Source organism: Achromobacter sp. ACM05 (genome assembly GCF_019218915.1).
In the GTDB taxonomy this organism is placed as follows: domain Bacteria; phylum Pseudomonadota; class Gammaproteobacteria; order Burkholderiales; family Burkholderiaceae_B; genus Achromobacter; species Achromobacter animicus.
In genome coordinates this window covers 37043-56687 of record NZ_JAHUWQ010000002.1, presented here as the reverse complement: position 1 = coordinate 56687, position 19645 = coordinate 37043, and the positions used below count along the sequence as shown (strand labels likewise).

The 19645-nt window shown below is 65.0% G+C and carries 17 protein-coding genes; 11 read left to right on the top strand and 6 right to left on the bottom strand.

The window, feature by feature from the left end:
- Window positions 1–50 precede the first annotated feature (50 nt).
- The 4 genes from KW836_RS11110 to thrS all read right to left on the bottom strand — a co-directional run bounded on the left by KW836_RS11110 (window position 51) and on the right by thrS (window position 4145).
- On the bottom strand, window positions 51–452 hold the full coding sequence (locus tag KW836_RS11110; protein ID WP_218343343.1) for a PTS sugar transporter subunit IIA: 402 nt from the start codon (window positions 450–452) through the stop codon (window positions 51–53).
- A 15-nt stretch (window positions 453–467) separates the two neighbouring features.
- The gene (gshB, locus tag KW836_RS11105) at window positions 468–1454 is read right to left on the bottom strand and encodes a glutathione synthase (RefSeq protein ID WP_218343342.1); all 987 of its coding nucleotides are present in this window, start codon (window positions 1452–1454) and stop codon (window positions 468–470) included.
- 166 nt (window positions 1455–1620) lie between these two features.
- Window positions 1621–2172: a translation initiation factor IF-3 gene (gene infC, locus KW836_RS11100; protein ID WP_076812461.1), complete on the bottom strand. Its 552-nt coding sequence runs from the start codon at window positions 2170–2172 to the stop codon at window positions 1621–1623.
- Between the two features lie 20 nt (window positions 2173–2192).
- Window positions 2193–4145 (bottom strand): threonine--tRNA ligase, encoded by a 1953-nt coding sequence (gene thrS / locus KW836_RS11095; protein WP_175124019.1) that lies wholly within the window; start codon window positions 4143–4145, stop codon window positions 2193–2195.
- Window positions 4146–4707: 562 nt separating this feature from the next.
- On the opposite strand from thrS, the gene KW836_RS11090 reads away from it, so the two are divergent.
- Window positions 4708–5421: a response regulator transcription factor gene (locus tag KW836_RS11090; RefSeq protein WP_175124188.1), complete on the top strand. Its 714-nt coding sequence runs from the start codon at window positions 4708–4710 to the stop codon at window positions 5419–5421.
- A gap of 29 nt (window positions 5422–5450) precedes the next feature.
- Here KW836_RS11090 and hemN read toward each other — a convergent pair whose 3' ends face one another.
- A complete protein-coding gene (gene hemN / locus KW836_RS11085) occupies window positions 5451–6881 on the bottom strand; it encodes an oxygen-independent coproporphyrinogen III oxidase (protein ID WP_175124018.1) in 1431 nt (476 codons plus the stop codon).
- A 235-nt stretch (window positions 6882–7116) separates the two neighbouring features.
- On the opposite strand from hemN, the gene KW836_RS11080 reads away from it, so the two are divergent.
- From KW836_RS11080 to KW836_RS11035, 10 genes are all read left to right on the top strand, one after another.
- A complete protein-coding gene (locus tag KW836_RS11080) occupies window positions 7117–7383 on the top strand; it encodes a hypothetical protein (protein ID WP_175124017.1) in 267 nt (88 codons plus the stop codon).
- A gap of 174 nt (window positions 7384–7557) precedes the next feature.
- Window positions 7558–8298, top strand: coding sequence for a FadR/GntR family transcriptional regulator (locus KW836_RS11075; RefSeq protein ID WP_175124016.1), 741 nt, complete (start codon window positions 7558–7560; stop codon window positions 8296–8298).
- The gene (locus tag KW836_RS11070) at window positions 8295–9551 is read left to right on the top strand and encodes a Zn-dependent hydrolase (RefSeq protein ID WP_218343341.1); all 1257 of its coding nucleotides are present in this window, start codon (window positions 8295–8297) and stop codon (window positions 9549–9551) included. The genes KW836_RS11075 and KW836_RS11070 overlap by 4 nt, the downstream gene beginning before the upstream one ends.
- Before the next feature lie 307 nt (window positions 9552–9858).
- On the top strand, window positions 9859–11436 hold the full coding sequence (locus KW836_RS11065) for an ABC transporter substrate-binding protein (RefSeq protein ID WP_175124014.1): 1578 nt from the start codon (window positions 9859–9861) through the stop codon (window positions 11434–11436).
- A gap of 100 nt (window positions 11437–11536) precedes the next feature.
- The gene (locus tag KW836_RS11060; protein WP_218343340.1) at window positions 11537–12544 is read left to right on the top strand and encodes an ABC transporter permease; all 1008 of its coding nucleotides are present in this window, start codon (window positions 11537–11539) and stop codon (window positions 12542–12544) included.
- Complete coding sequence (locus KW836_RS11055; RefSeq protein ID WP_056569649.1) at window positions 12541–13380, top strand: ABC transporter permease; 840 nt, start codon at window positions 12541–12543, stop codon at window positions 13378–13380. The genes KW836_RS11060 and KW836_RS11055 overlap by 4 nt, the downstream gene beginning before the upstream one ends.
- Window positions 13381–13389: 9 nt before the next feature.
- Window positions 13390–15030 carry an ABC transporter ATP-binding protein gene (locus KW836_RS11050; protein WP_218343339.1) on the top strand — a complete coding sequence of 547 codons (1641 nt, stop codon included), beginning with the start codon at window positions 13390–13392 and terminating at the stop codon, window positions 15028–15030.
- A 36-nt stretch (window positions 15031–15066) separates the two neighbouring features.
- The gene (locus tag KW836_RS11045) at window positions 15067–15357 is read left to right on the top strand and encodes a cupin domain-containing protein (RefSeq protein ID WP_218343338.1); all 291 of its coding nucleotides are present in this window, start codon (window positions 15067–15069) and stop codon (window positions 15355–15357) included.
- A 47-nt stretch (window positions 15358–15404) separates the two neighbouring features.
- A complete protein-coding gene (locus KW836_RS11040) occupies window positions 15405–16469 on the top strand; it encodes a histone deacetylase family protein (RefSeq protein WP_218343337.1) in 1065 nt (354 codons plus the stop codon).
- A gap of 45 nt (window positions 16470–16514) precedes the next feature.
- Window positions 16515–17414: a DMT family transporter gene (locus KW836_RS11035; protein ID WP_175184999.1), complete on the top strand. Its 900-nt coding sequence runs from the start codon at window positions 16515–16517 to the stop codon at window positions 17412–17414.
- Here KW836_RS11035 and KW836_RS11030 read toward each other — a convergent pair.
- The gene (locus tag KW836_RS11030) at window positions 17386–19602 is read right to left on the bottom strand and encodes a TonB-dependent siderophore receptor (RefSeq protein ID WP_218343336.1); all 2217 of its coding nucleotides are present in this window, start codon (window positions 19600–19602) and stop codon (window positions 17386–17388) included. The two genes, KW836_RS11035 and KW836_RS11030, sit on opposite strands and share 29 nt — an antisense overlap.
- Window positions 19603–19645: the final 43 nt, after the last annotated feature.

The window sequence follows — 19645 nt, the reverse complement described above, 5'->3', positions numbered from 1 at the left end:
GATCGTCGGCTTGAAATAATAGCCGACATAATAGGGCAATTTTCCGCCCGTCAGTCTACCCGCAAGACACCCTGCACCCCGCCGGCAAGCGCCTTTTCGCGGGTTTCGGCCAGCGGCAGGTTGCGGTAGGTCAACGCGCGCAGCAGCATCGGCGTGTTGAGACCCGCGAGCACACAGCACTGGACGCCCTGTGCCTGCGCATCGGCGACCGCGCGCTTGGAGATGTTGGCGGGCGTGGCGCCGATCAGGTCGGTCAGCACCAGGACGCCCGCGCCGTGGTCCTGCTCGAGGATGTCTTTCAGGACATCCGGCGCCAGGTCATCCGGCAAGTCTTCAGGCAGGATGTCATGAATTGCCAGCATGCCGTCCAGATCGCCCATGACGTGGCTCGCGCATTCGCGCATTGCCGCGCCCAGAGGCGCGTGCACGACGATCACAATACCCGTGGTCATGTCGGTTCCGAAAAATCAGGCAGCGACGGAGGCGGCGCTGGCGGCCTTGGCCGCCACGGCCTTTTCGAGCGCCTGCACGAACATGCCGGCCACGTCGAAGCCGGTCTGTTCGGCGATTTCCACGAAACAGGTGGGGCTGGTGACATTGACTTCGGTGACGAAGTCACCAATGACGTCCAGGCCGACCAGCAGCAGACCGCGGGCGGCCAGCTTGGGCGCCACGGCTTCGGCGATTTCGCGGTCGCGGGCAGACAGTTCCTGCGCGACGCCACGGCCGCCGGCGGCCAGATTGCCGCGCGTTTCGCCGGCCAGGGGAATGCGGGCCAGGGAATACGGCACGGGTTCGCCCCCAATCAGCAGGATGCGTTTGTCGCCCTTGACGATGTCGGGGATGAAGCGCTGCGCCATGATGGTGCGCGCGCCATTGTCGGTGAGCGTTTCCAGGATGGCGTTCAGGTTGGGGTCTTTGGGCTGCAGGCGGAACACGCCCGTGCCGCCCATGCCGTCCAGCGGCTTGACGATGACATCCTGGTGCTTGTCGTGGAACGCCTTGAGACGCGCCATGTTGCGGGTGACCAGCGTGGGCGCGGTGAACTCGCTGATTTCGGTGATTGCCAGCTTTTCCGGATGATTCCGGATGGCCGCACCGCCGTTGAACACGCAGGCGCCCTGCGCCTCGGCGTATTCGAGCAGATGCGTGGAATACACGTATTCCATGTCGAACGGGGGGTCCTTGCGCATCACGACCGCGCCAAAATCCGCCAGCGGCAGATCCTGGGAAGCGGATTCGCGCCACCAGTCGTGACCGTGCAGGTCGGCATCCGCCACCAGCTCGATCGGCGTGGTCTGCGCCTTGACGACGCCCGCCTCGATGTAGAGGTCGCCCTGCATGGCCACGCTGAGCGTGTGACCGCGCGCCACGAGGGCACGCATCATGGCGACCGAACTATCCTTGTACGCCTTGAGCAGCGGCAAGGGATCCAAAACGAACAAAACGTGCATCGCGACACCCTGAACGGACGCCGCCTCCCCTGGTGGGAAGGCGGCTATGCTTTGTGACATCGTAGCGTAGAGCCGGTCAATAAGCGAACCCGCCGGTCACGAGACGGACACGGCGGGTTGCAGGACGGCAAGGCGGAGCCTTGCATGAACCGGATACGGCGGGCGCTCAGGCTGCCGATTCGGGCTTGCCTGCGGGCACAGCCTTTTTCTTCGGCGCCAGCACCATGACCATCTGACGGCCTTCGAGCTTGGGCATGGCTTCGACCTGGGCAAGCTCCAGGAGATCGTCGCGCACGCGCTCAAGGACGCGCATGCCAAGTTCCTGGTGAGCCATTTCGCGGCCACGGAAACGCAACGTCACCTTGGCCTTGTCGCCCTCTTCGAGGAAGCGGCGCAGGTTGCGCAGCTTGACCTGATAGTCGCCCTCGTCGGTCGCCGGACGGAATTTGACTTCCTTGACCTGGATGACCTTCTGCTTGGAGCGGGCTTCGGCTTGGCGCTTTTGCTCTTGGTACTTGAACTTGCCGTAGTCCATCAGACGGCAGACCGGCGGCTCGGCGTTCGGCGCGATTTCCACCAGATCCACGTCGTTTTGCTCGGAAAGACGGAACGCGTCGGCAATCTTGACGATGCCCAGCTGTTCTCCGTCCAGACCTATCAGGCGCACCTCGGGGACGCGGATTTCACCGTTGATGCGATTGGCTTTTTCAGTGGCGATGTTGAAAGCTCCTAGAAATGTTAAGCAGCGCTGCTATCGGGTTGATTGACGTCGCGACGGGTGGCGACGTCTTCGGACAACCGGGACACAAAGTCGTTGAACGGGATGGCGCCAAGGTCCAGGCCGCCCAATCCACGTACCGCGACAGTGCCGTTTTGCTTTTCCTTGTCGCCGACGACAAGAATGTACGGCACCTTTTGCAGGCTGTGTTCCCGAATTTTACGAGTGATTTTTTCACCGCGCAAATCGGACTCTACTCTAAAGCCTTGTTTTTTCAGGCTTTGCGTGATTTCGGCAGCATAATCGGCCGAAGGTTCGGAAATGCAGCATACAACTGCTTGCACGGGCGCCAGCCAAGGCGGCATGGCGCCGGCGTGGTTTTCGATCAACATGCCGATGAAGCGCTCGAGCGAACCGAGGATCGCGCGGTGCAGCATGACCGGCGGGCGGCGCTGGTCGTTCTGGTCCACGTACTCGGCGCCCAGGCGCACGGGCATGGAGAAATCGACCTGGATCGTGCCGCACTGCCAGTGACGGCCGATGGCATCCTTGAGCGTGTATTCGACCTTCGGACCGTAGAAGGCGCCCTCGCCCGGCGAGATTTCGAATTCGCAACCCGTGCGGCGCAGGCTTTCCATCAGGGCGGCTTCGGCCGTATCCCAGACTTCGTCCGTGCCGATCCGCTTTTCAGGACGCGTGGCGACCTTGTACAGGACTTCGGTGAAGCCGAAGTCGCGATAGACCTTTTGCAAGAGCGCCGTGAAATCGGCGCATTCGTCCTGGAGCTGGTCTTCGGTACAGAAAATGTGGCCATCGTCCTGCGTGAAGCCGCGCACGCGCATCATGCCGTGCAGCGAACCGGAGGGCTCGTTGCGGTGGCATTGGCCGAATTCGCCGTAGCGCAGGGGCAGTTCGCGGTAGGAATGCAGGCCGGCGTTGAAGATCTGCACGTGGCCCGGGCAGTTCATGGGCTTGAGGCCATAGACGCGGTTTTCGGACTCGGTCGTGAACATGTTTTCACGGTAGTTGTCCCAGTGGCCGGTCTTTTTCCAGAGCGAAATGTCCAGGATCTGCGGCGCCTTGACTTCCTGGTAGCCGTTGTCGCGGTACACGCTGCGCATGTATTGCTCGACCTGCTGCCACAGGGCCCAGCCCTTGGGATGCCAGAAGATCAGGCCCGGGGCCTCGTCCTGGAAGTGGAACAGGTCAAGTTCGCGGCCGATCTTGCGGTGGTCGCGGCGCTCGGCCTCTTCGAGCATGTGCAGGTAGGCTTCCTGCTCTTCTTTCGTTGCCCAGGCGGTGCCGTAGATGCGTTGAAGCATCTCGTTCTTGCTGTCGCCGCGCCAGTAGGCGCCTGCCACCTTCATCAGCTTGAAGACCTTGAGCTTGCCCGTGGACGGCACGTGCGGGCCGCGGCACAGGTCGATGAAGTCGCCTTCGCGGTACAGGCTCAGCGTCTCGTTGGACGGGATCGAGGCGATGATTTCCGCCTTGTACTTTTCGCCGATGCCCTTGAAGAATTCGACGGCGTCGTCGCGGGACCATTCTTCGCGCGTGACGACTTCGTCCTTCTTGGCCAGTTCGGCCATCTTCTTTTCGATGGCGGCCAGATCTTCCGGCGTGAAGGGGCGCTTGTACGAGAAGTCGTAGTAGAAGCCGTTGTCGATCACAGGGCCGATGGTGACCTGGGCATCAGGGAAGAGCTCCTTGACGGCATAGGCCAGCAGGTGGGCGGTCGAGTGGCGGATCAGATCCAGGCCGTCCGCATCCTTGGCCGTCACGATGGCCAGACGGGCGTCTTCTGCGATGCGGAAACTGGTGTCGACGAGCTTGGATTCCGCGCCGTCGAACGTCACGCGGCCGCCCAGGGCAGCCTTCGCCAGGCCCGTACCGATCGATTGCGCCACTTCGGCAACCGTTACCGGTTCCGGATATTGGCGCTGCGAACCATCGGGCAATGTGATCTGTACCATCGGGAGTGCTTCCTGGGGTTCTTGGAACTGAAAAACGAAAACAGAAACGAAAAACGCGGCCTGGTAGCCGCGTTCATTTGATTGTCTTGATGAGTCCTACCGCTGACCTGACACGGTGAAACCCGACGCACGAAAAAACTAACGCGACATGGGGCGAAAGTTCCGGGTCGTAGTTCGTGCGGGCGGGAAAAACATGTTGGGGCCTGTTGGTGCGCGCACTGCGGGGCGCGAATCAAGGTGCAGCAAAACAAATGCAGCCGAAATAGCTGCATGGATCGTTGCCGATTGTAGCACCGTTTGCGGGCTTTCCGTGGCGAAAACGCCACGGAGGATTGCAGGGAGCGCACCGGGGACTCAGCGAGATGTTTAGTGCCGACGGATCGGTCTGATTTTGGCCCGTTTGGTAACTCAAACGCGCGCCGAACACGTAATCTGCCCACGAATTTCAGGGCCGCGCACGGAAATGCGCCAGCGACCGCCGCGTCGTGGCCGCGCGGATTGCCCTGGACCCCCATCCGATCGTGGAGCAACGATGAATCGCGTTTCAGAGACTGCAAGCCAGATGACCGGCGGCTCGCTTCACGGCCCGCTTATCGCGCCGGCGGACGGCTTAGAGGCCCGCAAGCACCTGCTGCTGTCGCGGCCGCCGCCGGTGATCCGGGTCGCGGTCCTGGACGACCATCCCGTCGTCGCGCTGGGCATTGGCGCCTTTCTGGAAAGCCGCCCTGGGTTTCACGTAGTGCACCGCGAGACCTCCGCGCGCTCCTTGCTGGAGAAACTGGCCAAGCAGCCGTGCGACGTCGCGCTGATCGACTTCTATCTGCCCCTGGAACCCTTCGATGGCGTCAACTACCTGCGGCGGGTGCGCCGCTATCACCCCAACATGGCGGTCATCACCTTTTCGGCTGGCAATCGCCAAGAGACCGAGTACGCCGCCTTCCGGGCCGGCGCCGCCGGTTACCTGGCAAAACAATGGGGTCTGGTCCTGCTGCCGGACATGATCCGCGGCGTGGTCGAGGCCAATACGCCGTTCCTGACGGTCGAAGACGGACAGATCTGCAGCATGGAGCCGACGGCGCCGCATGCGCTGCTGACGACGTCGGAAGTGGAGGTGCTGCGCCACATCAGGCAGGGCCTGTCCGTGACGCAGATTGCCCGCAGGCTGGTGCGCAGCAAGAAGACAGTCAGCACCCACAAGCGCCGCGCCATGCGCAAGCTGGGGCTGTCGGATGATTTGTCGCTGGCGCTGTACTTGCGCGACAAGTTTGCCGAATGAAACGCGCGGCCGGTTGGCCGCGCGAGAGTTCAGATGATGCGGGAGTACGTGGCGGTGGGAATGGCCGATCGCAGGTATTTGTCAAAGGCCATGGCCACGGCCCGCACGAAGTACCAGCCCAGGCCGGTGACCCGCAATTCGCCCAGGTGCAGATTCACCAGGCCCAGTTCGGCCAGGCTGGCCACCTGCGAGAGCTCGCGGCTGAAGTAGTCGCCGAATTGCAGGCCATGCTTGGCCTCGATGCGGGCGAAGTCCACGCGGCCCTGGCACATGATGTCCATGATGATTTCGCGGCGGACCAGATCGTCGGGGCTAAGGGCCAGGCCGCGTTCGACGGCGAACCTTCCGGATTCGATGGCCGCGTAGTATTCGTCGAGGATCTTCGCGTTCTGGCTGTAGGTGTCGCCGATGCGTCCGATGGCCGACACGCCCAGCGCGATGAGGTCGCGATCCGGCTGTGTGCTGTAACCCTGGAAATTGCGGTGAAGCTCGCCGCGTTGCTTGGCAATGGCCAGTGCGTCGGTGTTCAACGCGAAATGGTCCATGCCGATATACGTGTAGCCCTGCTTCAGAAAGCCCTGGATGGCGGAGCTGAGCAGGCCGACCCGCGTGGCGCGGTCCGGCAGGTCGGCTTCTTGAATGCGGCGCTGCGGCTTGAAACGTTCGGGCAGATGCGCGTAGGCATAGAGTGCGATGCGGTCGGGACGCAGCGAGATGACCTGCTCGATGGTGCGGGCGAAGGATTCGGTGGTTTGCAGCGGCAGCCCATAGATAAGGTCCACGTTGACCGACGCATAGCCCAAAGCCCGCGCGCTATGCATCAGCGCGGCGACGTCTTCGTACGATTGGACCCGGTGCACCGCGACCTGTACGCGTTCGTCGAAATCCTGGACGCCGAAGCTCAAGCGGTTGAAGCCCAGTTGCTGCAGGAAGGCCAGGCGCTCGGGGGTAGCGGTGCGAGGATCGACTTCGACGGAAATTTCGGCATCGGGCTCAAAGCGGAAGGCGCCGCGCAGATCGCCCATCAGCCGCGCCAGTTCCTCGTTGGACAGGAACGTGGGGGTGCCGCCCCCGAAATGCAGTTGCGATACCGGCACGCCCGGGCCCAGTTCCTGCACATGCAGCGCGATTTCGCTGGACAGCGCATCCAGATAGCGGGCGGCGCGGTCGTGGTGGCGGGTCACCACCTTGTTACAGGCGCAGTAATAACAGACCGATTCACAGAACGGAATGTGCACGTAGAGCGACAGTGGCTCGGCCGGGCTGGTTGCGCGCCGCTGCTGCAGGGCGAGGCGGTAGTCTTGCTCGCCGAAGCTTCCGTGATAACGGTCTGCCGTAGGATACGAGGTGTATCGCGGCCCGTTCTTGTCCAACCGGGCCAGCAGTTGGGGTGGAAAAAACGGCTCGGCGGTGGCGGGCGCCGGCGATTCCGAAGATTGAGGGCGTAGAGCGGCTTGCATAACCCGGATTATTCGCCTGCCCGCCCCCCGACACTTTGATCTTGCGCAAACGGCGAGCACCGCGTCTGCCGCGGGGCAAGCTTTGCCACGGCGAGCGAGCGCCATCCTGCTGCGCCGCCCTGCCCCGTAAAATGCCGCGACTCACCGGGCAAGACGTGCATGCCGAGAATCGCGCAGCCCGATTCCCGCCCCAGACTCCCGCCGCGAGATTCCCGCAGCAAACAAGGATCAATCAATGGAAACCGAACTGGAAGGCCGCCTGCTGGCCATGCGCCAAGCGCTGGCGATTGCGATCGCCCTGTCGACCCGCAGCAGTCCCCAGGCCACCGACATGGCGCTGGAACTCCTGGGCGACCTGAAGGCCAATCTGGACAACACGCCGGCCGACAGCCCGTTCGGCAAGCCGGAATGGGTGGTGGGCGCCCATGACGAACTCGACGGCATCGCCCGCCTGGTTCGGGCGTTTACGCAAACGCCTGAACCGGACGACGACGGGCAGTAGACATGCGTCGAACTCAGGCCAAATAACCTCCAACTGGCCTGACCACCAGACGAACAGCAGTGGATTCCCTCACATCGTTTTCCCTGAAAGCGGCGGTTTCCCCTTTTGTTTCAAGGGCGAGGTGCCTATATTGGTGGCCTGACCACCAGGCCAACCCTTTGCGCAGACCGCCCGATGAGCACCTTTCAAGCCGTCGCTGTCACTCGTCTGTATCGCATGATCGCCGACCAGATCGCGGGACGCATCCGGGCCGGCGACTTTCCGCGCGGCCGGCGGTTGCCGTCAGAGCGGGACCTGGCCGAACAATTGCAGGTCAGCCGCGCGTCAATCCGCGAAGCGCTGATCGCACTTGAAATCGAGGGCTACGTCGAGGTCCGCGTCGGCACCGGTGTTTTCGTGGCGGACAAGGAAGGCGGCGGCGCGGCGTGGGGCGCCGGGCCGAACGCCAGTGCGGCGCAGAGCACCGACGACATCGGCCCGTTCGACCTGCTTGAAGCACGCCTCCTGATCGAACCCGAATGCGCCGGCATGGCGGCCCAGCACGCCACGCCCACCCAGCTTGCGGCGATCCGCGAAGCCCATGAGGGCATGTCCCTGACGGATTCCCCCGGTCGGCACGACCGCGAATTCCACGGCGCGATCGCTGCCGCCTGCGGCAACGCCGCGCTGGCCGCCGCGGTGGGCCACCTGTGGAACCTGACCCAGTCCAGCTCGGTGTACCGCCGGATGCAGGACTACTTCGTCGACGCCAAGGTGTGGGCCGTCGCCCACGCCGAACACCAGCGCATCCTGACTGCGATCGTGGCGCGCGACCCCATGCGGGCGCGCCACGCCATGCACGCACACCTGCTTGGCATCCTGGCGCGATTGCGCGAGGACTTTGGCGACGTTTCCAACCCCCGAGGCGATCTATGACGACACCCACCCTGTCCATCAACGGCAACCGGCTGTGGCAATCCTTGATGGATCTTGCGCAGATCGGCGCGACGCCCAAGGGCGGCAACTGCCGCCTGGCGCTCACCGCGCTCGATGGCCAGGGGCGCGATCTGGTGACCGGCTGGATGCGCGATGCCGGCATGACGGTGCGCGTGGACCAGGTGGGCAACATCTTTGCCCGGCGCGCGGGCCGCGACGACAGCCTGCCGCCCGTCATGACGGGCAGTCACATCGACACGCAGCCCACCGGCGGCAAGTTCGACGGCTGTTATGGCGTGCTGGCCGGGCTTGAAGTCATCCGCACCCTGAACGACGCGGGCGTGCAGACCGACGCCCCGCTGGAAGTGGCCATCTGGACCAACGAGGAAGGCTCGCGCTTTGTGCCGGTCATGATGGGATCGGGCGTATTCGCCGGCAAATTCCCGCTGGAAACCGCGCTGTCGGCCCGCGACGCGCAGGGCATCAGCGTGCGCGACGAGCTTGCCGCCATCGGGTACGCGGGCGCCGATCCCGTGGGCGGCCGCCCCGTCGACGCCTATTTCGAGGCGCATATCGAGCAGGGCCCGATCCTTGAGCACGAGGAAAAGACCGTCGGCGTGGTGACGGGGTCGCTGGGGCTGCGCTGGTACGACGTCACGGTGACCGGCATGGAAATGCACGCCGGTCCGACACCGATGGCAATCCGCCGCGACGCGCTTTTTGCCACGAGCTTCCTGCTCCAGGCGGTCGTGAACATCGCCAACACCCATCAGCCGCATGGACGCGGCACGGTGGGCGAGATCCACGCCTTTCCGGGATCGCGCAACGTGATCCCGGGCCAGGTGCGTTTCACCACCGACCTGCGCCACGAAGACGAGGCGACGCTGGACCGCATGGACCAGGATTGGCGGCGCGTCTGCGACGACATCGCCGTCGCGCATGGCGTGCGTGTCGAGGTGAAGGATGTGCAGTACTTCCCGCCGACGCCGTTCGATCCGGATCTGGTCGACAAGGTGCGCAAGGGCGCCGCGAACCGTGGTCTGCCCGCGATGAACATCGTCACCGGCGCCGGACACGATGCCGTCTACATGGCCGCCGTCGCGCCCACCGCCATGATCTTCGTGCCGTGCAAGGACGGCATCAGCCACAACGAAATCGAAGACGCACGGCCCGAGCATCTGGAGGCCGGGTGCAACGTCTTGCTCGACGCCATGGTGGCGCGGGCCAATAGCGCCAGTCAGCGCCCTGAATGATTTGCCCAAGCCGTAGCCAGCACGCCTGATTCGTCCAACAAGAATGCAAAGGGGAAAAAACTTGCAGCCGGACACTCACCGCACCGCAGCCGACGACCGCGCCGCCCTCGCCGCCCTGGCGAAGCACCATTGAATTCTCCGCATTGGTGCGCGGCGCCTTAACCAGCACCTGAACGAAGCATTGTTGCAGCAGCTCCACCCGAAGTACCCGAGAAACGCAGGTGGCATGAGGTTTGCTTGATTCGGCACGGCTATCGCCGCGTCCAGGCGGCCGCCTGTCCGACCCTTTCCAGCCCGGAGGCTCGCAGTGAAATCGAAAAACTGGTTTTCCCTTAGCATCGGCGCATTGGTCCTTGCGGCCGCGCTGCCCGCCACGCAGGCGTTCGCCCAGACCAAAGGCGGCACGCTGAACATGATCGTGCAGCCCGAACCGCCGGTCATCGTGACGGCCATCAATCAGCAGGGGCCAACGCAATTCGTTGCAGGCAAGATCTACGAAAGCCTGCTGACCTACTCCACCGACTTGAAGCCGCAACCTGGCCTGGCGAAGTCCTGGGAAGCCGCCGCTGACGGGCTGACCTACACCTTCCATCTGCAGGACAACGTGAAGTGGCATGACGGCAAACCGTTCACGTCCGAAGACGTGGTGTTCTCGCTGGCGGAGATGCTGCCCAAGACCCATGCGCGTGCCCGCGTCATCCTGAACAAGTTCGTCGATTCCGTGACGGCGCCGGATGCCAAGACCGTGGTCATCAAGCTGAAGACGCCGTTCCCGGCCTTCATGCTGATGTTCGAACCCGGCTTTGCGCCGATGATGCCCAAGCATCTGTACGCCGGCACGGACTACATGACCAACCCCGCCAACCAGAAGCCCGTGGGCACCGGCCCGTTCGTCTTCAAGGAATGGAAGCGCGGCGAATACATCAAGCTGGCGCGCAATCCCGACTACTGGAAGCCGGGCAAGCCCTATCTGGATGAGCTGGTGTTCAACGTGATTCCGGATGCGGCCTCGCGCGCCGTGGCCTTTGAGCGCGGCAGCGTGGACGTGCTGCGCGGCGGCGACGTGGACAACGTCGACATCAAGCGCCTGCGCGGCCTGCCCAACGTGGAATACACCACCGCGGGCTGGGAGATGTTCTCGCCGCAGGCCTACCTGATCTTCAACATGCGCAAGCCGCCCTTCGACAACCTGAAGGTGCGCCAGGCGGTGATGGCGGCCATGAACCGCAACATGGTGGTCAACAACATCTTCTTCGGCCTGGGCAAGGTGTCGACCAGCCCGTTCGTGACGACCGAGATGTTCTACGACAAGAACATGCCGCCGATGCCGTTCGACATGAAGAAGGCGCGCGCGCTGATCAAGGAATCAGGCATCAAGCCGGGCGACTACACGATCCGCCAGTTGAGCTTTCCGTATGGCTCGACCTGGGACCGCCTGGGTGAATACACCAAGCAGGCGCTGGAACAGCTTGGCTTCAAGGTGAATGTGGAATCGACCGACGCGGGCGGCTGGGCCAGCCGCACCGGCAACTGGGACTTCGACCTGACCACCACCTTCACCTACCAGTACGGCGACCCCGCGCTGGGCGTGCAGCGGCTGTACATCTCGTCGAACATCGTCAAGGGATCGCCCTTTGCCAACGTGCAGGGATACAGCAATCCCGAGACCGACAAGCTGTGGGAGGCCGCCGCCTCCGAGGTCGATCCGGCCAAGCGCCAGGAGCTCTACACCAAGATCCAGACGACCCTCGTCAACGAGGTGGCCAACGGATTCCTGGTCGACATGGAGTTCCCCACCCTGTCTCGCGCCAACGTCAAGAACCTGGTCAAGACCGCCATCGGTCTGAACGAGTCGTTCGACGACGTCTACATCGAGAAGAAGTAAGCGCTGCCGATGCGCCGCCGTGGGTTTGACCCGCGGCGGCGCCCCGCTGCGCGATGGGCCCGCTTGCCGCCGGCAAAGCCCGTCCTGAAAGGACCCGAGCATGAGATTCCTGTCTTTCCTGCTTTCCCGCATCGGCAAGGCCCTGGTGGTGGTGCTGGGCGTGGTGATCATCAATTTCTTCCTGATACGGCTGGCGCCCGGCGACCCCGCCGCCGTGCTCGCCGGCCAGGCCGGCGCGGGCGATGCCGCCTACGTGGACCAGCTGCGTGTCGCTTTCGGGCTGGACAAGCCGATCCTGACGCAGCTCCTGCTTTATCTGAAGGGCGTGGTGCAGCTGGACCTGGGTTTTTCGTACCGAAACCACGTGCCGGTGCTGGACCTGATCGTCGAGCGCCTGCCCGCCACGTTCCTCTTGATGTCGTGCGCGTTCGTGTTTTCCATCGTGCTGGGCGTGCTGCTGGGCGTGGAGGCGGCCAAGGCGCGCTACCGCAACAAGCGCCGCTGGATCGATAGCTCGGTGATGACCGGGGCCCTGCTCCTGTACGCCACGCCGCTCTTCTGGCTGTCGCTGATGGGCATTCTGCTGTTTTCGGTGGTGCTGGGCTGGCTGCCGGCGTTCGGCATGGAAACCGTGGGCGCCAACCTGACCGGCTGGGCGCGCGCGGGCGACATCGCCCTGCACCTCATCCTGCCGACCGTGACGCTGGGCTGCTTCTTCATGGCCGTCTATGTGCGCCTGACCCGCGCGTCGATGCTGGAAGTGATCGGCATGGACTTTGTGAAAACGGCCCGCGCCAAGGGCGTGAGCCCCAGCCGTGTGATCCGCGCGCACGTGCTGCGCAACGCGCTGCTGCCGGTCATCACGTTTGCCGGCATCCAACTTGGGCAGATGGCGGGCGGCGCGGTGCTGACCGAAACCGTCTTCGCGTGGCCCGGCATCGGACGCCTGATGTTTGACGCCCTGCTGCAACGCGACTACCAGCTTCTGCTGGGCATCTTCCTGGTCACGTCCATCATGGTCGTCGTCTTCAACCTGTTGACCGACGTGCTGTACCGCCTGATCGATCCGCGCATCGGCGCGGGTGCGCAGCAAGGAGCCTCCGCATGAAGTCATTCGCCCAACGTTACATGCGCAATTACGGGGCGGTGGCCGGCCTGGTCATCATGCTGATCGTGGTGGCCGTGGCTCTGGCGGCGCCGCTGCTGTACGAGGAATCGCCATGGATGATGGTGGCCGATCCGCTGATCCCGCCGTTCACCAATGCGGACTATCCGTTCGGCACGGACATGCTGGGCCGCGACATCACGGCCGGCCTGGTGTGGGGCGCGCGCGTGTCGCTGATGGTCGGTTTGCTGTCGACCGCCGTGGCGCTCCTGTTCGGCATCCTGGTGGGGTCGGTGGCCGGCTATTGCGGGGGCCGCGTAGACGACGCGCTGATGCGTTTCACCGAATTCTTCCAGACCATTCCGCAACTGGCGATGGCCGTGGTGCTGGTCGCCATTTTGAGTCCGTCGGTGTATTCGATCATGGGCGCGATCGCCGTGGTGTCCTGGCCGCCGGCCGCGCGGCTGGTGCGGTCGGAGTTCATGACGCTCAAGCAGCGCGAATTCGTGCAGGCGGCCATCGTGATTGGCCAGACGCCGGCGCGCATCGTGGGCACGCAGATCCTGCCCAATGCCATGTCGCCCATCATCGTGTCGGCCTCGTTCATGGTGGCGACCGCCATCCTGACGGAATCGTCGCTGTCTTTCCTGGGCCTGGGCGACCGCAACCTGATGAGCTGGGGCTTCATGATCGGCGCGGCGCGCACGATGATCCGCGAAGCCTGGTGGATGAGCGTGTGGCCGGGCGTCGCCATTTTGCTGACCGTGCTGGCCATCAACCTGATCGGCGAAGGCCTGAACGACGCCCTCAACCCGCAATTGCGCAAGCGCGGCGAATAGGAGGCCGGCATGAATCCAACCCCAGAATCGACGCCGCTGCTATCCATCCAGAACCTGACCATCGCGCTGCCCAAGGGCGGCGACCGCCCCTATGCCGTACAGGACATCTCGTACGACATCCGCGCCGGGGAAATCCTGTGCATCGTCGGCGAATCCGGATCGGGCAAGTCCATGAGCGCCAACGCCATCATGGGACTGCTGCCCGACTACCTGACGCCGCAGCAGGGCCGCATCCTGTTCCGCGGCCAGGACCTGCTGCAGCTGGACGAGCCGGCGCTTCAGGCAATGCGCGGCAAGGACATGGCGATGATCTTCCAGGAGCCGCTGTCGGCCCTGAACCCGCTGATGACGGTGGGCGAGCAGATCAGCGAGGTGATGCGCGTGCATGACGCCTACCCAGGCGCCGAGCGCCTGAAGCGCACGCTGGAACTGCTGGAATTCGTGGGCCTGCCGGACCCGGCGACGCTCTATCACGTCTACCCATTCCGGCTGTCAGGCGGACAGCGCCAGCGCGTCATGATCGCGATGGCGCTGGCGCTGGAACCCGCGCTGCTGATCGCGGACGAGCCCACGACCGCGCTGGACGTGACGACGCAGGCGCAGATCCTGGCGCTGATCGCGCGGATCCAGAAAGAGAAAGGCATGGGCGTGATGTTCGTCACGCACGACTTCGGCGTGGTGGCCGAGATCGCCCATCGCGTGGCCGTCATGGAGAAAGGCATTCTGGTGGAACAAGGCCCTGCCGACGAAGTGCTCAACCGTCCGCGCCATCCGTATACCCAGCGCCTGATCGCGGCGGTGCCTCACCGGCGCGGCGAGGAGCGCGCCGGGATCGCGGACGACAGACCGGTGCTGGAAGTGAAGGACCTGAAGAAGACCTACGTGATCGGCCACGGCTGGCTGGGCAACAAGCGCGAGGTGCGCGCGGTGGACGGCGTGAGCTTTGCCGTGCGGCGCGGCGAGACGCTGGGCATCGTGGGCGAATCGGGGTCCGGCAAGTCCACGATCGGCAAATGCCTGCTCAAGCTTGTCGGCATCAATGGCGGCCAGTTGCTGTTCAACGGGCAGGACATCGCCACGCTGCCCGAGTCCCGCTTTCGGCCGATGCGGCACGAAATCCAGATGATCTTCCAGGACCCGTTTGCCTCGCTCAACCCCCGGCACACCGTGGGCCGCATCATCAGCGACGGCCCGGTCGCCAACGGCGTGACGCGCGCGCAGGCCGAAGCCCGGGCGCGCGAACTGCTGTCGCTGGTGGGCATGGATCCGTCTGCCTTCGATCGCTATCCCAACCAGTTTTCGGGCGGACAGCGCCAACGCATCGGCATCGCGCGCGCCCTGGCGCTGGAACCCAAGGTGCTGGTGGCCGACGAATCGGTGTCCGCGCTGGACGTGTCGGTCCAGGCGCAGGTGCTGCAACTGCTGCACGACCTGCAGCAGCGGCTGAAGATTGCGCTGGTGTTCATCACCCACGACCTGCGCGTAGCGGCGCAGATCTGCAATTCGGTGCTGGTCATGCATCGCGGCAAGGTGGTCGAGTACGGGTCGCCCGCCCAGATCTTCGACAACCCGCAGCATGCGTACACGCGCCAGCTGATCGCCGCGGTGCCGGGCCAGCATTGGGACCCGACCAAGGCGCAGGCCGCCTGACCGCCATTCCGTCATCGCCATTCAGGAGAACCGCTTATGCAACGCCCCGCCGCAATCCCCACCTTGCAGATCGACAACGAGCAGGTCACCGTCACCGAGTGGCGCTTCCCGCCGGGTGGCGAGACGGGCTGGCACCGCCATGGCATGAACTACGTGGTGGTGCCGCAGACCACCGGCCCGCTGCTGCTGGACACCCCCACCGGCCAGGTCACCAGCCAGCTCACCACCGGCGTGGCGTACTACCGGCCGGTCGGCGTGGAGCACAACGTCATCAATCCCAGCGACACGGAATTCGTGTTCGTCGAGATCGAACTGAAGCGGGCATGAGCCCCGCGCATCTGGCATTGACCCGGACGGTCTGAGCGAGGATATCCATGAAGGCCTTTTTTTCCGAAGAACAGTTGCTGCATTCGCCCCGCCAATTCATGCGGCTGGGCCGCATCAGCGCCCCGACCGACCTGCCGTCGCGCGCCGAGAACCTGCAGCAGGCGCTGGCCGCCCGCGGCATCAAGGTCGAAGCGCCGGCCGACTATGGACGCAAGCCGCTCGAACACGTCCACAGCGCGGATTACCTGGATTATCTGGAAACGGCCTTTGCGCGCTGGCAGGCGTTGAAGGCGCCGGGGGTCGATCCCGGGCCGGAGGTTCTGCCGAATCTCTCGCCGTACTACAACGGCCGCATCGATACCGCCGGGCGCGGCCCCTGCCCCTCGCCGTCCATCGTGGCGCAGACCGGGTACTACCTGAGCGACCTGTCCTGCCCCATCGGGCCGCAGACGTGGCGTTCGGCGCTGCGGTCCACCCATAGCGCGCTGGCGGCAGCGGATCATGTGGCGGGCGGTGGCGGGGTAGCGTACGCGCTGTGCCGGCCGTCCGGCCACCACGCCCATCGCGATCGCGCGGGCGGCTTCTGTTACCTGAACAGCAGCGCCGCCGCGGCCAGCCGGCTCCTGCAGACGTGGTCCAAGGTGGCGGTGCTGGACGTGGACGCGCACCACGGCGACGGCACGCAGAACATCTTCTACCAGCGGCCGGATGTGATGACGGTGTCGCTTCATGCCGACCCGGCGGGCTATTACCCCTTCTACACCGGCTACGCGCACGAACGCGGCCACGGCGCGGGCGAAGGCTACAACCTGAACCTGCCGCTGGCGCACGGCTGCGGCAACACGGAATTCCTGCAGGCGCTGGACACGGCGCTGGACGCCTTGGCGGGCTATGCGCCCGAGGCGCTGGTTCTGCCGCTGGGGTTCGACACGTACAAGGACGATCCCATCAGCGTGCTCCGGTTGGACATCGACGCCTACCGCGACATCGGCGCGCGCGTCGCCGGCCTGGGCGTGCCGACCGTGGTGGTGCAGGAAGGCGGCTACATGGTCGAGGCGATCGGACCGGCGCTGGACGCGTTTCTTGAAGGATTCGACCGTGGCGGCAAGTGACCATGCGCGGGGGTGCGCAAAGGCGTGCATGAGCACGTGCGCCGGATGAGCGCCCTGACCGGATCAACGCCCGCGCGCCAGACCGGCATCCTGCTGTTCTTTGCGGCGCTGGTGGCCTTCGCCACCTTCGACGCGGGCGCCAAGCAGTTGCTGGAACGCTACCCCGCGCCCTTCCTGAACGTGATGCGCTACCTGGCGGTGGTGACGCTGGCGATGGGCATGCTGTGGCGCCATGGGCGCGGCCTGCGCCTGCGCGACGCGCCGGAAAAGCCGCTGCTGGTCCTGCGCGGCGTCATGCTGGCCACGGTGGCCACTTGCTTCATGACCGCGCTGATCTGGATGCCGCTGTCCGAAGCCACCGCCATCTACTTCACGGCCCCGCTCATCATGGTGGCGCTGTCGCCCTGGATGCTGGGCGAACGCGTCCGCGCGGCGCAATGGGGCGCCGTGGCTGCGGGGTTTGGCGGCATGCTGCTGATCGTGCGGCCCGGCGGCGACCTGCCTCTGCTGGGCACGTTGCTGATGGCGGTGTCCGCCGTCAGTTACGCGATCTTCCAGGTGCTGACGCGCAAGCTGTCGAACAAGGTGCCGGGGCCGGTGCAGTATGCGTACACCGCGTTCATCTGCCTCATCGTGACGGCGCTGCCGGCGCCCTTCTTCCTGCCCGATCCCTGGCCGGGACCGGCGGACACCGCCATCATTCTTGCGTTGGGCGCATGCAGCGGACTGGCGCAGATCCTGCTGATCGCCGCCTTCCAGCGCGTCCCGGCCGCGACGCTCGCGCCGCTGAACTACTTCCAGTTGCTGCTGGCGCTGGGCTTCAGCACGTTCTGGTTCCAGCGCCCGCCAGACGCGCTGGCGCTGGCGGGCATGGGGCTCATCATGGCGGCCGGGGTGTTTCTGGCGCTGCGCCCCCTTAGAAGTCCATCGACGCCGACAGCATGAACGTGCGCGGCGCGCCCAGCGCCAGGCTGGAGAGCTGCGGCATGCCCCAATAGGCCTTGTTCGTCAGATTGTTGATGGCGGCGCGCAGCACCACCCGGCGGTCCGCCACCTTCGTGGCGTAGCGCGCGCCGATGTCGTACGTGGTGCGCCCGCCCACCGACAGCGAGTTGTCCGCGCTGATGTACTGCTTGGACACCGAGGTTGCGTTGGCCGTCAACGTCAGCCCCTGCACCGCCGGCACGTCCCATTCCACGCCAAGTTTGCCCTGTAACCTCGGGATGCCGGTGGCCTGCTTGCCCTCATTGGCCGCGACGGCCGCTTTCGTCACCTTGGGATCGATATAGGCGACGCCGCCGATCAGGCGCACGCCACGCAGCGGTTCGCCGAAGAAGCCCCATTCCACGCCCTGGTTGCGCTGCTCGCCGCCGAACGAGAACACGTTTGTGACCGGATCGGTGTAGCTGCTGGGGCGCTCGATTTCAAACAGCGCCAGCGTATGGGTGAAGTCGCCCAGGTCGACCTTCAGGCCGATCTCCTTCTGCTTGGTCTTGAAGGGCGCAAACAGCTCGCCTGCGTTGGCCGCGGTGGCGGGCGCGGACTGACCCTTGGAGAGGCCCTCGATGTAGTTCGCGTACACGGAAATGTTGTCCGTCGCCTTGACGAGCAGCGCGGCGGCGGGCGTCGTGGCGTGGGCGTCATAGCGGCTGGTGCGCGCGCCGGTGGCGACGCTGAAGCTGTCGGTGCGGACCTCCTGGCGGCGCGCGCCCAGCGTCAGCTGCACGCGGTCCTCCGCAAAGGACAAGGTGTCGGCCAGGCCATAGCTGATCATGCGCGTCTTGCTGTGCATGATGGGGGGAAAAACGCCGGCGGGCGCCGGACCCCAGACGGGATTGTAGATGTTGGTGACCCAGTCCGCGCCGGGCACCGAGCGGCGGCCGTAATCGTGTTGATCATCGGAGTAGTACGTGGCGTTCAGCACCCACTGATGCTTGATCGCGCCGGTCTGCAGTTTGCCGCGCAGGCCCGCGTCGCCGGAGGTCTTGTCCACCTCCATGTTCAACTGCCCCATCGACGTGCGAAAGTCGCCGGCATCGTTGAACACCTGCGCCGACATGGCGCCGCTGTAGGTGTATTCGGAACGGCTGGTGCCGATGGCCGCGTACGCCATCAGCTTGTCGGTGACGTCGAATTCGCCGCGGATCATGGCGCCGCGATCCTGGTTCTTCACATAGGCCCAATCCGGGTTCAACAGGGTTTCGGGTTTGGGCGGCTTGGGCACGCCGATGCCGGGCGCCAGGTTGATGCCGCGCGTCACGCCATCGATGCGCTCATCGGTGTCGTACAGATCGGCGGAGATGCGGACCCGCTCGCCGCGCCAGTCCAGGCCCAGCGACGCCAGTTGCGCGCGCTTTTTCTGATCGTCGACGGGACCGTCGCCGTTGCGGTACATGCCGTTGAACCGGATGCCGAACTGCTGGTTCTCGCCGAAGCGCCGCCCCATGTCCAGGTGCCCGCCGAACTGCGCGTCCGACATGTAGGTGGCGGTCAGGCGCGTCAGCGGCTCGGCGCCGGCGCGCTTGGACACCAGGTTGACCGTGCCGCCGACCGAACCGCCGGGAGGCATGCCGTTCAGCAAGGCGGACGGGCCCTTCAAGACCTCGATCCGCTCGAACATCTCGGGAGACGTCCGGTAGTAAGGCGCCATGCCGGCCAGCCCGTTGAACGTCATGTCGGTGGTGGCGGACGAGAAGCCGCGGATCGAGTAGTTTTCGCTCCACGCGCCCGACACGCCGTTGCTGAACACCGACGGGTCCGTGCGGGCGATGACATCGGTGATGTCCTTGGCCTGCAGGTCCTCGATGTACTTTTCCGTGTAGTTGATGACGGAGAACGGCGTGTCCATGAAGTCCTTGTCGCCCAGAAAGCCCACACGGCCGCCGTACGTGACCTGGCCACCGGCGTAGGGCGTTGACGGCGCTTCCTGCGCATCGGCCTGGCCCGTGACGGTCACCGTGGGCAGGGTCTTCACACCCGCCTCCTGCTGCGCCCACGCCGGCGTCGCAACCGCGGCGCCCAGCGTAAGGCCGAACACGGCGGCGACGAGAGGGTTCAAGGAAAAGGCGGGCTTTGCCTGCCCGGCTAGCGGCGAAGGACGTGCGACGCGGCCGCTATGGCGACGTTTGCTCATGGAATGCTCCGTTCAGTTGAGCTGGGATCGCCCGGCAATCCGG

Bases quoted from the DNA above. Each gene is read 5' to 3' on its own strand.
- hemN (WP_175124018.1), bottom strand. From the start codon at position 6,881: ATGCAAGCCGCTCTACGCCCTCAATCTTCGGAATCGCCGGCGCCCGCC.
- KW836_RS11055 (WP_056569649.1), top strand. From the start codon at position 12,541: ATGAAGTCATTCGCCCAACGTTACATGCGCAATTACGGGGCGGTGGCC.
- KW836_RS11040 (WP_218343337.1), top strand. From the start codon at position 15,405: ATGAAGGCCTTTTTTTCCGAAGAACAGTTGCTGCATTCGCCCCGCCAA.
- KW836_RS11070 (WP_218343341.1), top strand. From the start codon at position 8,295: ATGACGACACCCACCCTGTCCATCAACGGCAACCGGCTGTGGCAATCC.
- KW836_RS11030 (WP_218343336.1), bottom strand. From the start codon at position 19,602: ATGAGCAAACGTCGCCATAGCGGCCGCGTCGCACGTCCTTCGCCGCTA.
- KW836_RS11045 (WP_218343338.1), top strand. From the start codon at position 15,067: ATGCAACGCCCCGCCGCAATCCCCACCTTGCAGATCGACAACGAGCAG.
- KW836_RS11075 (WP_175124016.1), top strand. From the start codon at position 7,558: ATGAGCACCTTTCAAGCCGTCGCTGTCACTCGTCTGTATCGCATGATC.
- KW836_RS11050 (WP_218343339.1), top strand. From the start codon at position 13,390: ATGAATCCAACCCCAGAATCGACGCCGCTGCTATCCATCCAGAACCTG.
- KW836_RS11080 (WP_175124017.1), top strand. From the start codon at position 7,117: ATGGAAACCGAACTGGAAGGCCGCCTGCTGGCCATGCGCCAAGCGCTG.
- gshB (WP_218343342.1), bottom strand. From the start codon at position 1,454: ATGCACGTTTTGTTCGTTTTGGATCCCTTGCCGCTGCTCAAGGCGTAC.
- KW836_RS11060 (WP_218343340.1), top strand. From the start codon at position 11,537: ATGAGATTCCTGTCTTTCCTGCTTTCCCGCATCGGCAAGGCCCTGGTG.
- KW836_RS11090 (WP_175124188.1), top strand. From the start codon at position 4,708: ATGACCGGCGGCTCGCTTCACGGCCCGCTTATCGCGCCGGCGGACGGC.
- KW836_RS11110 (WP_218343343.1), bottom strand. From the start codon at position 452: ATGACCACGGGTATTGTGATCGTCGTGCACGCGCCTCTGGGCGCGGCA.
- thrS (WP_175124019.1), bottom strand. From the start codon at position 4,145: ATGGTACAGATCACATTGCCCGATGGTTCGCAGCGCCAATATCCGGAA.
- KW836_RS11035 (WP_175184999.1), top strand. From the start codon at position 16,515: ATGAGCGCCCTGACCGGATCAACGCCCGCGCGCCAGACCGGCATCCTG.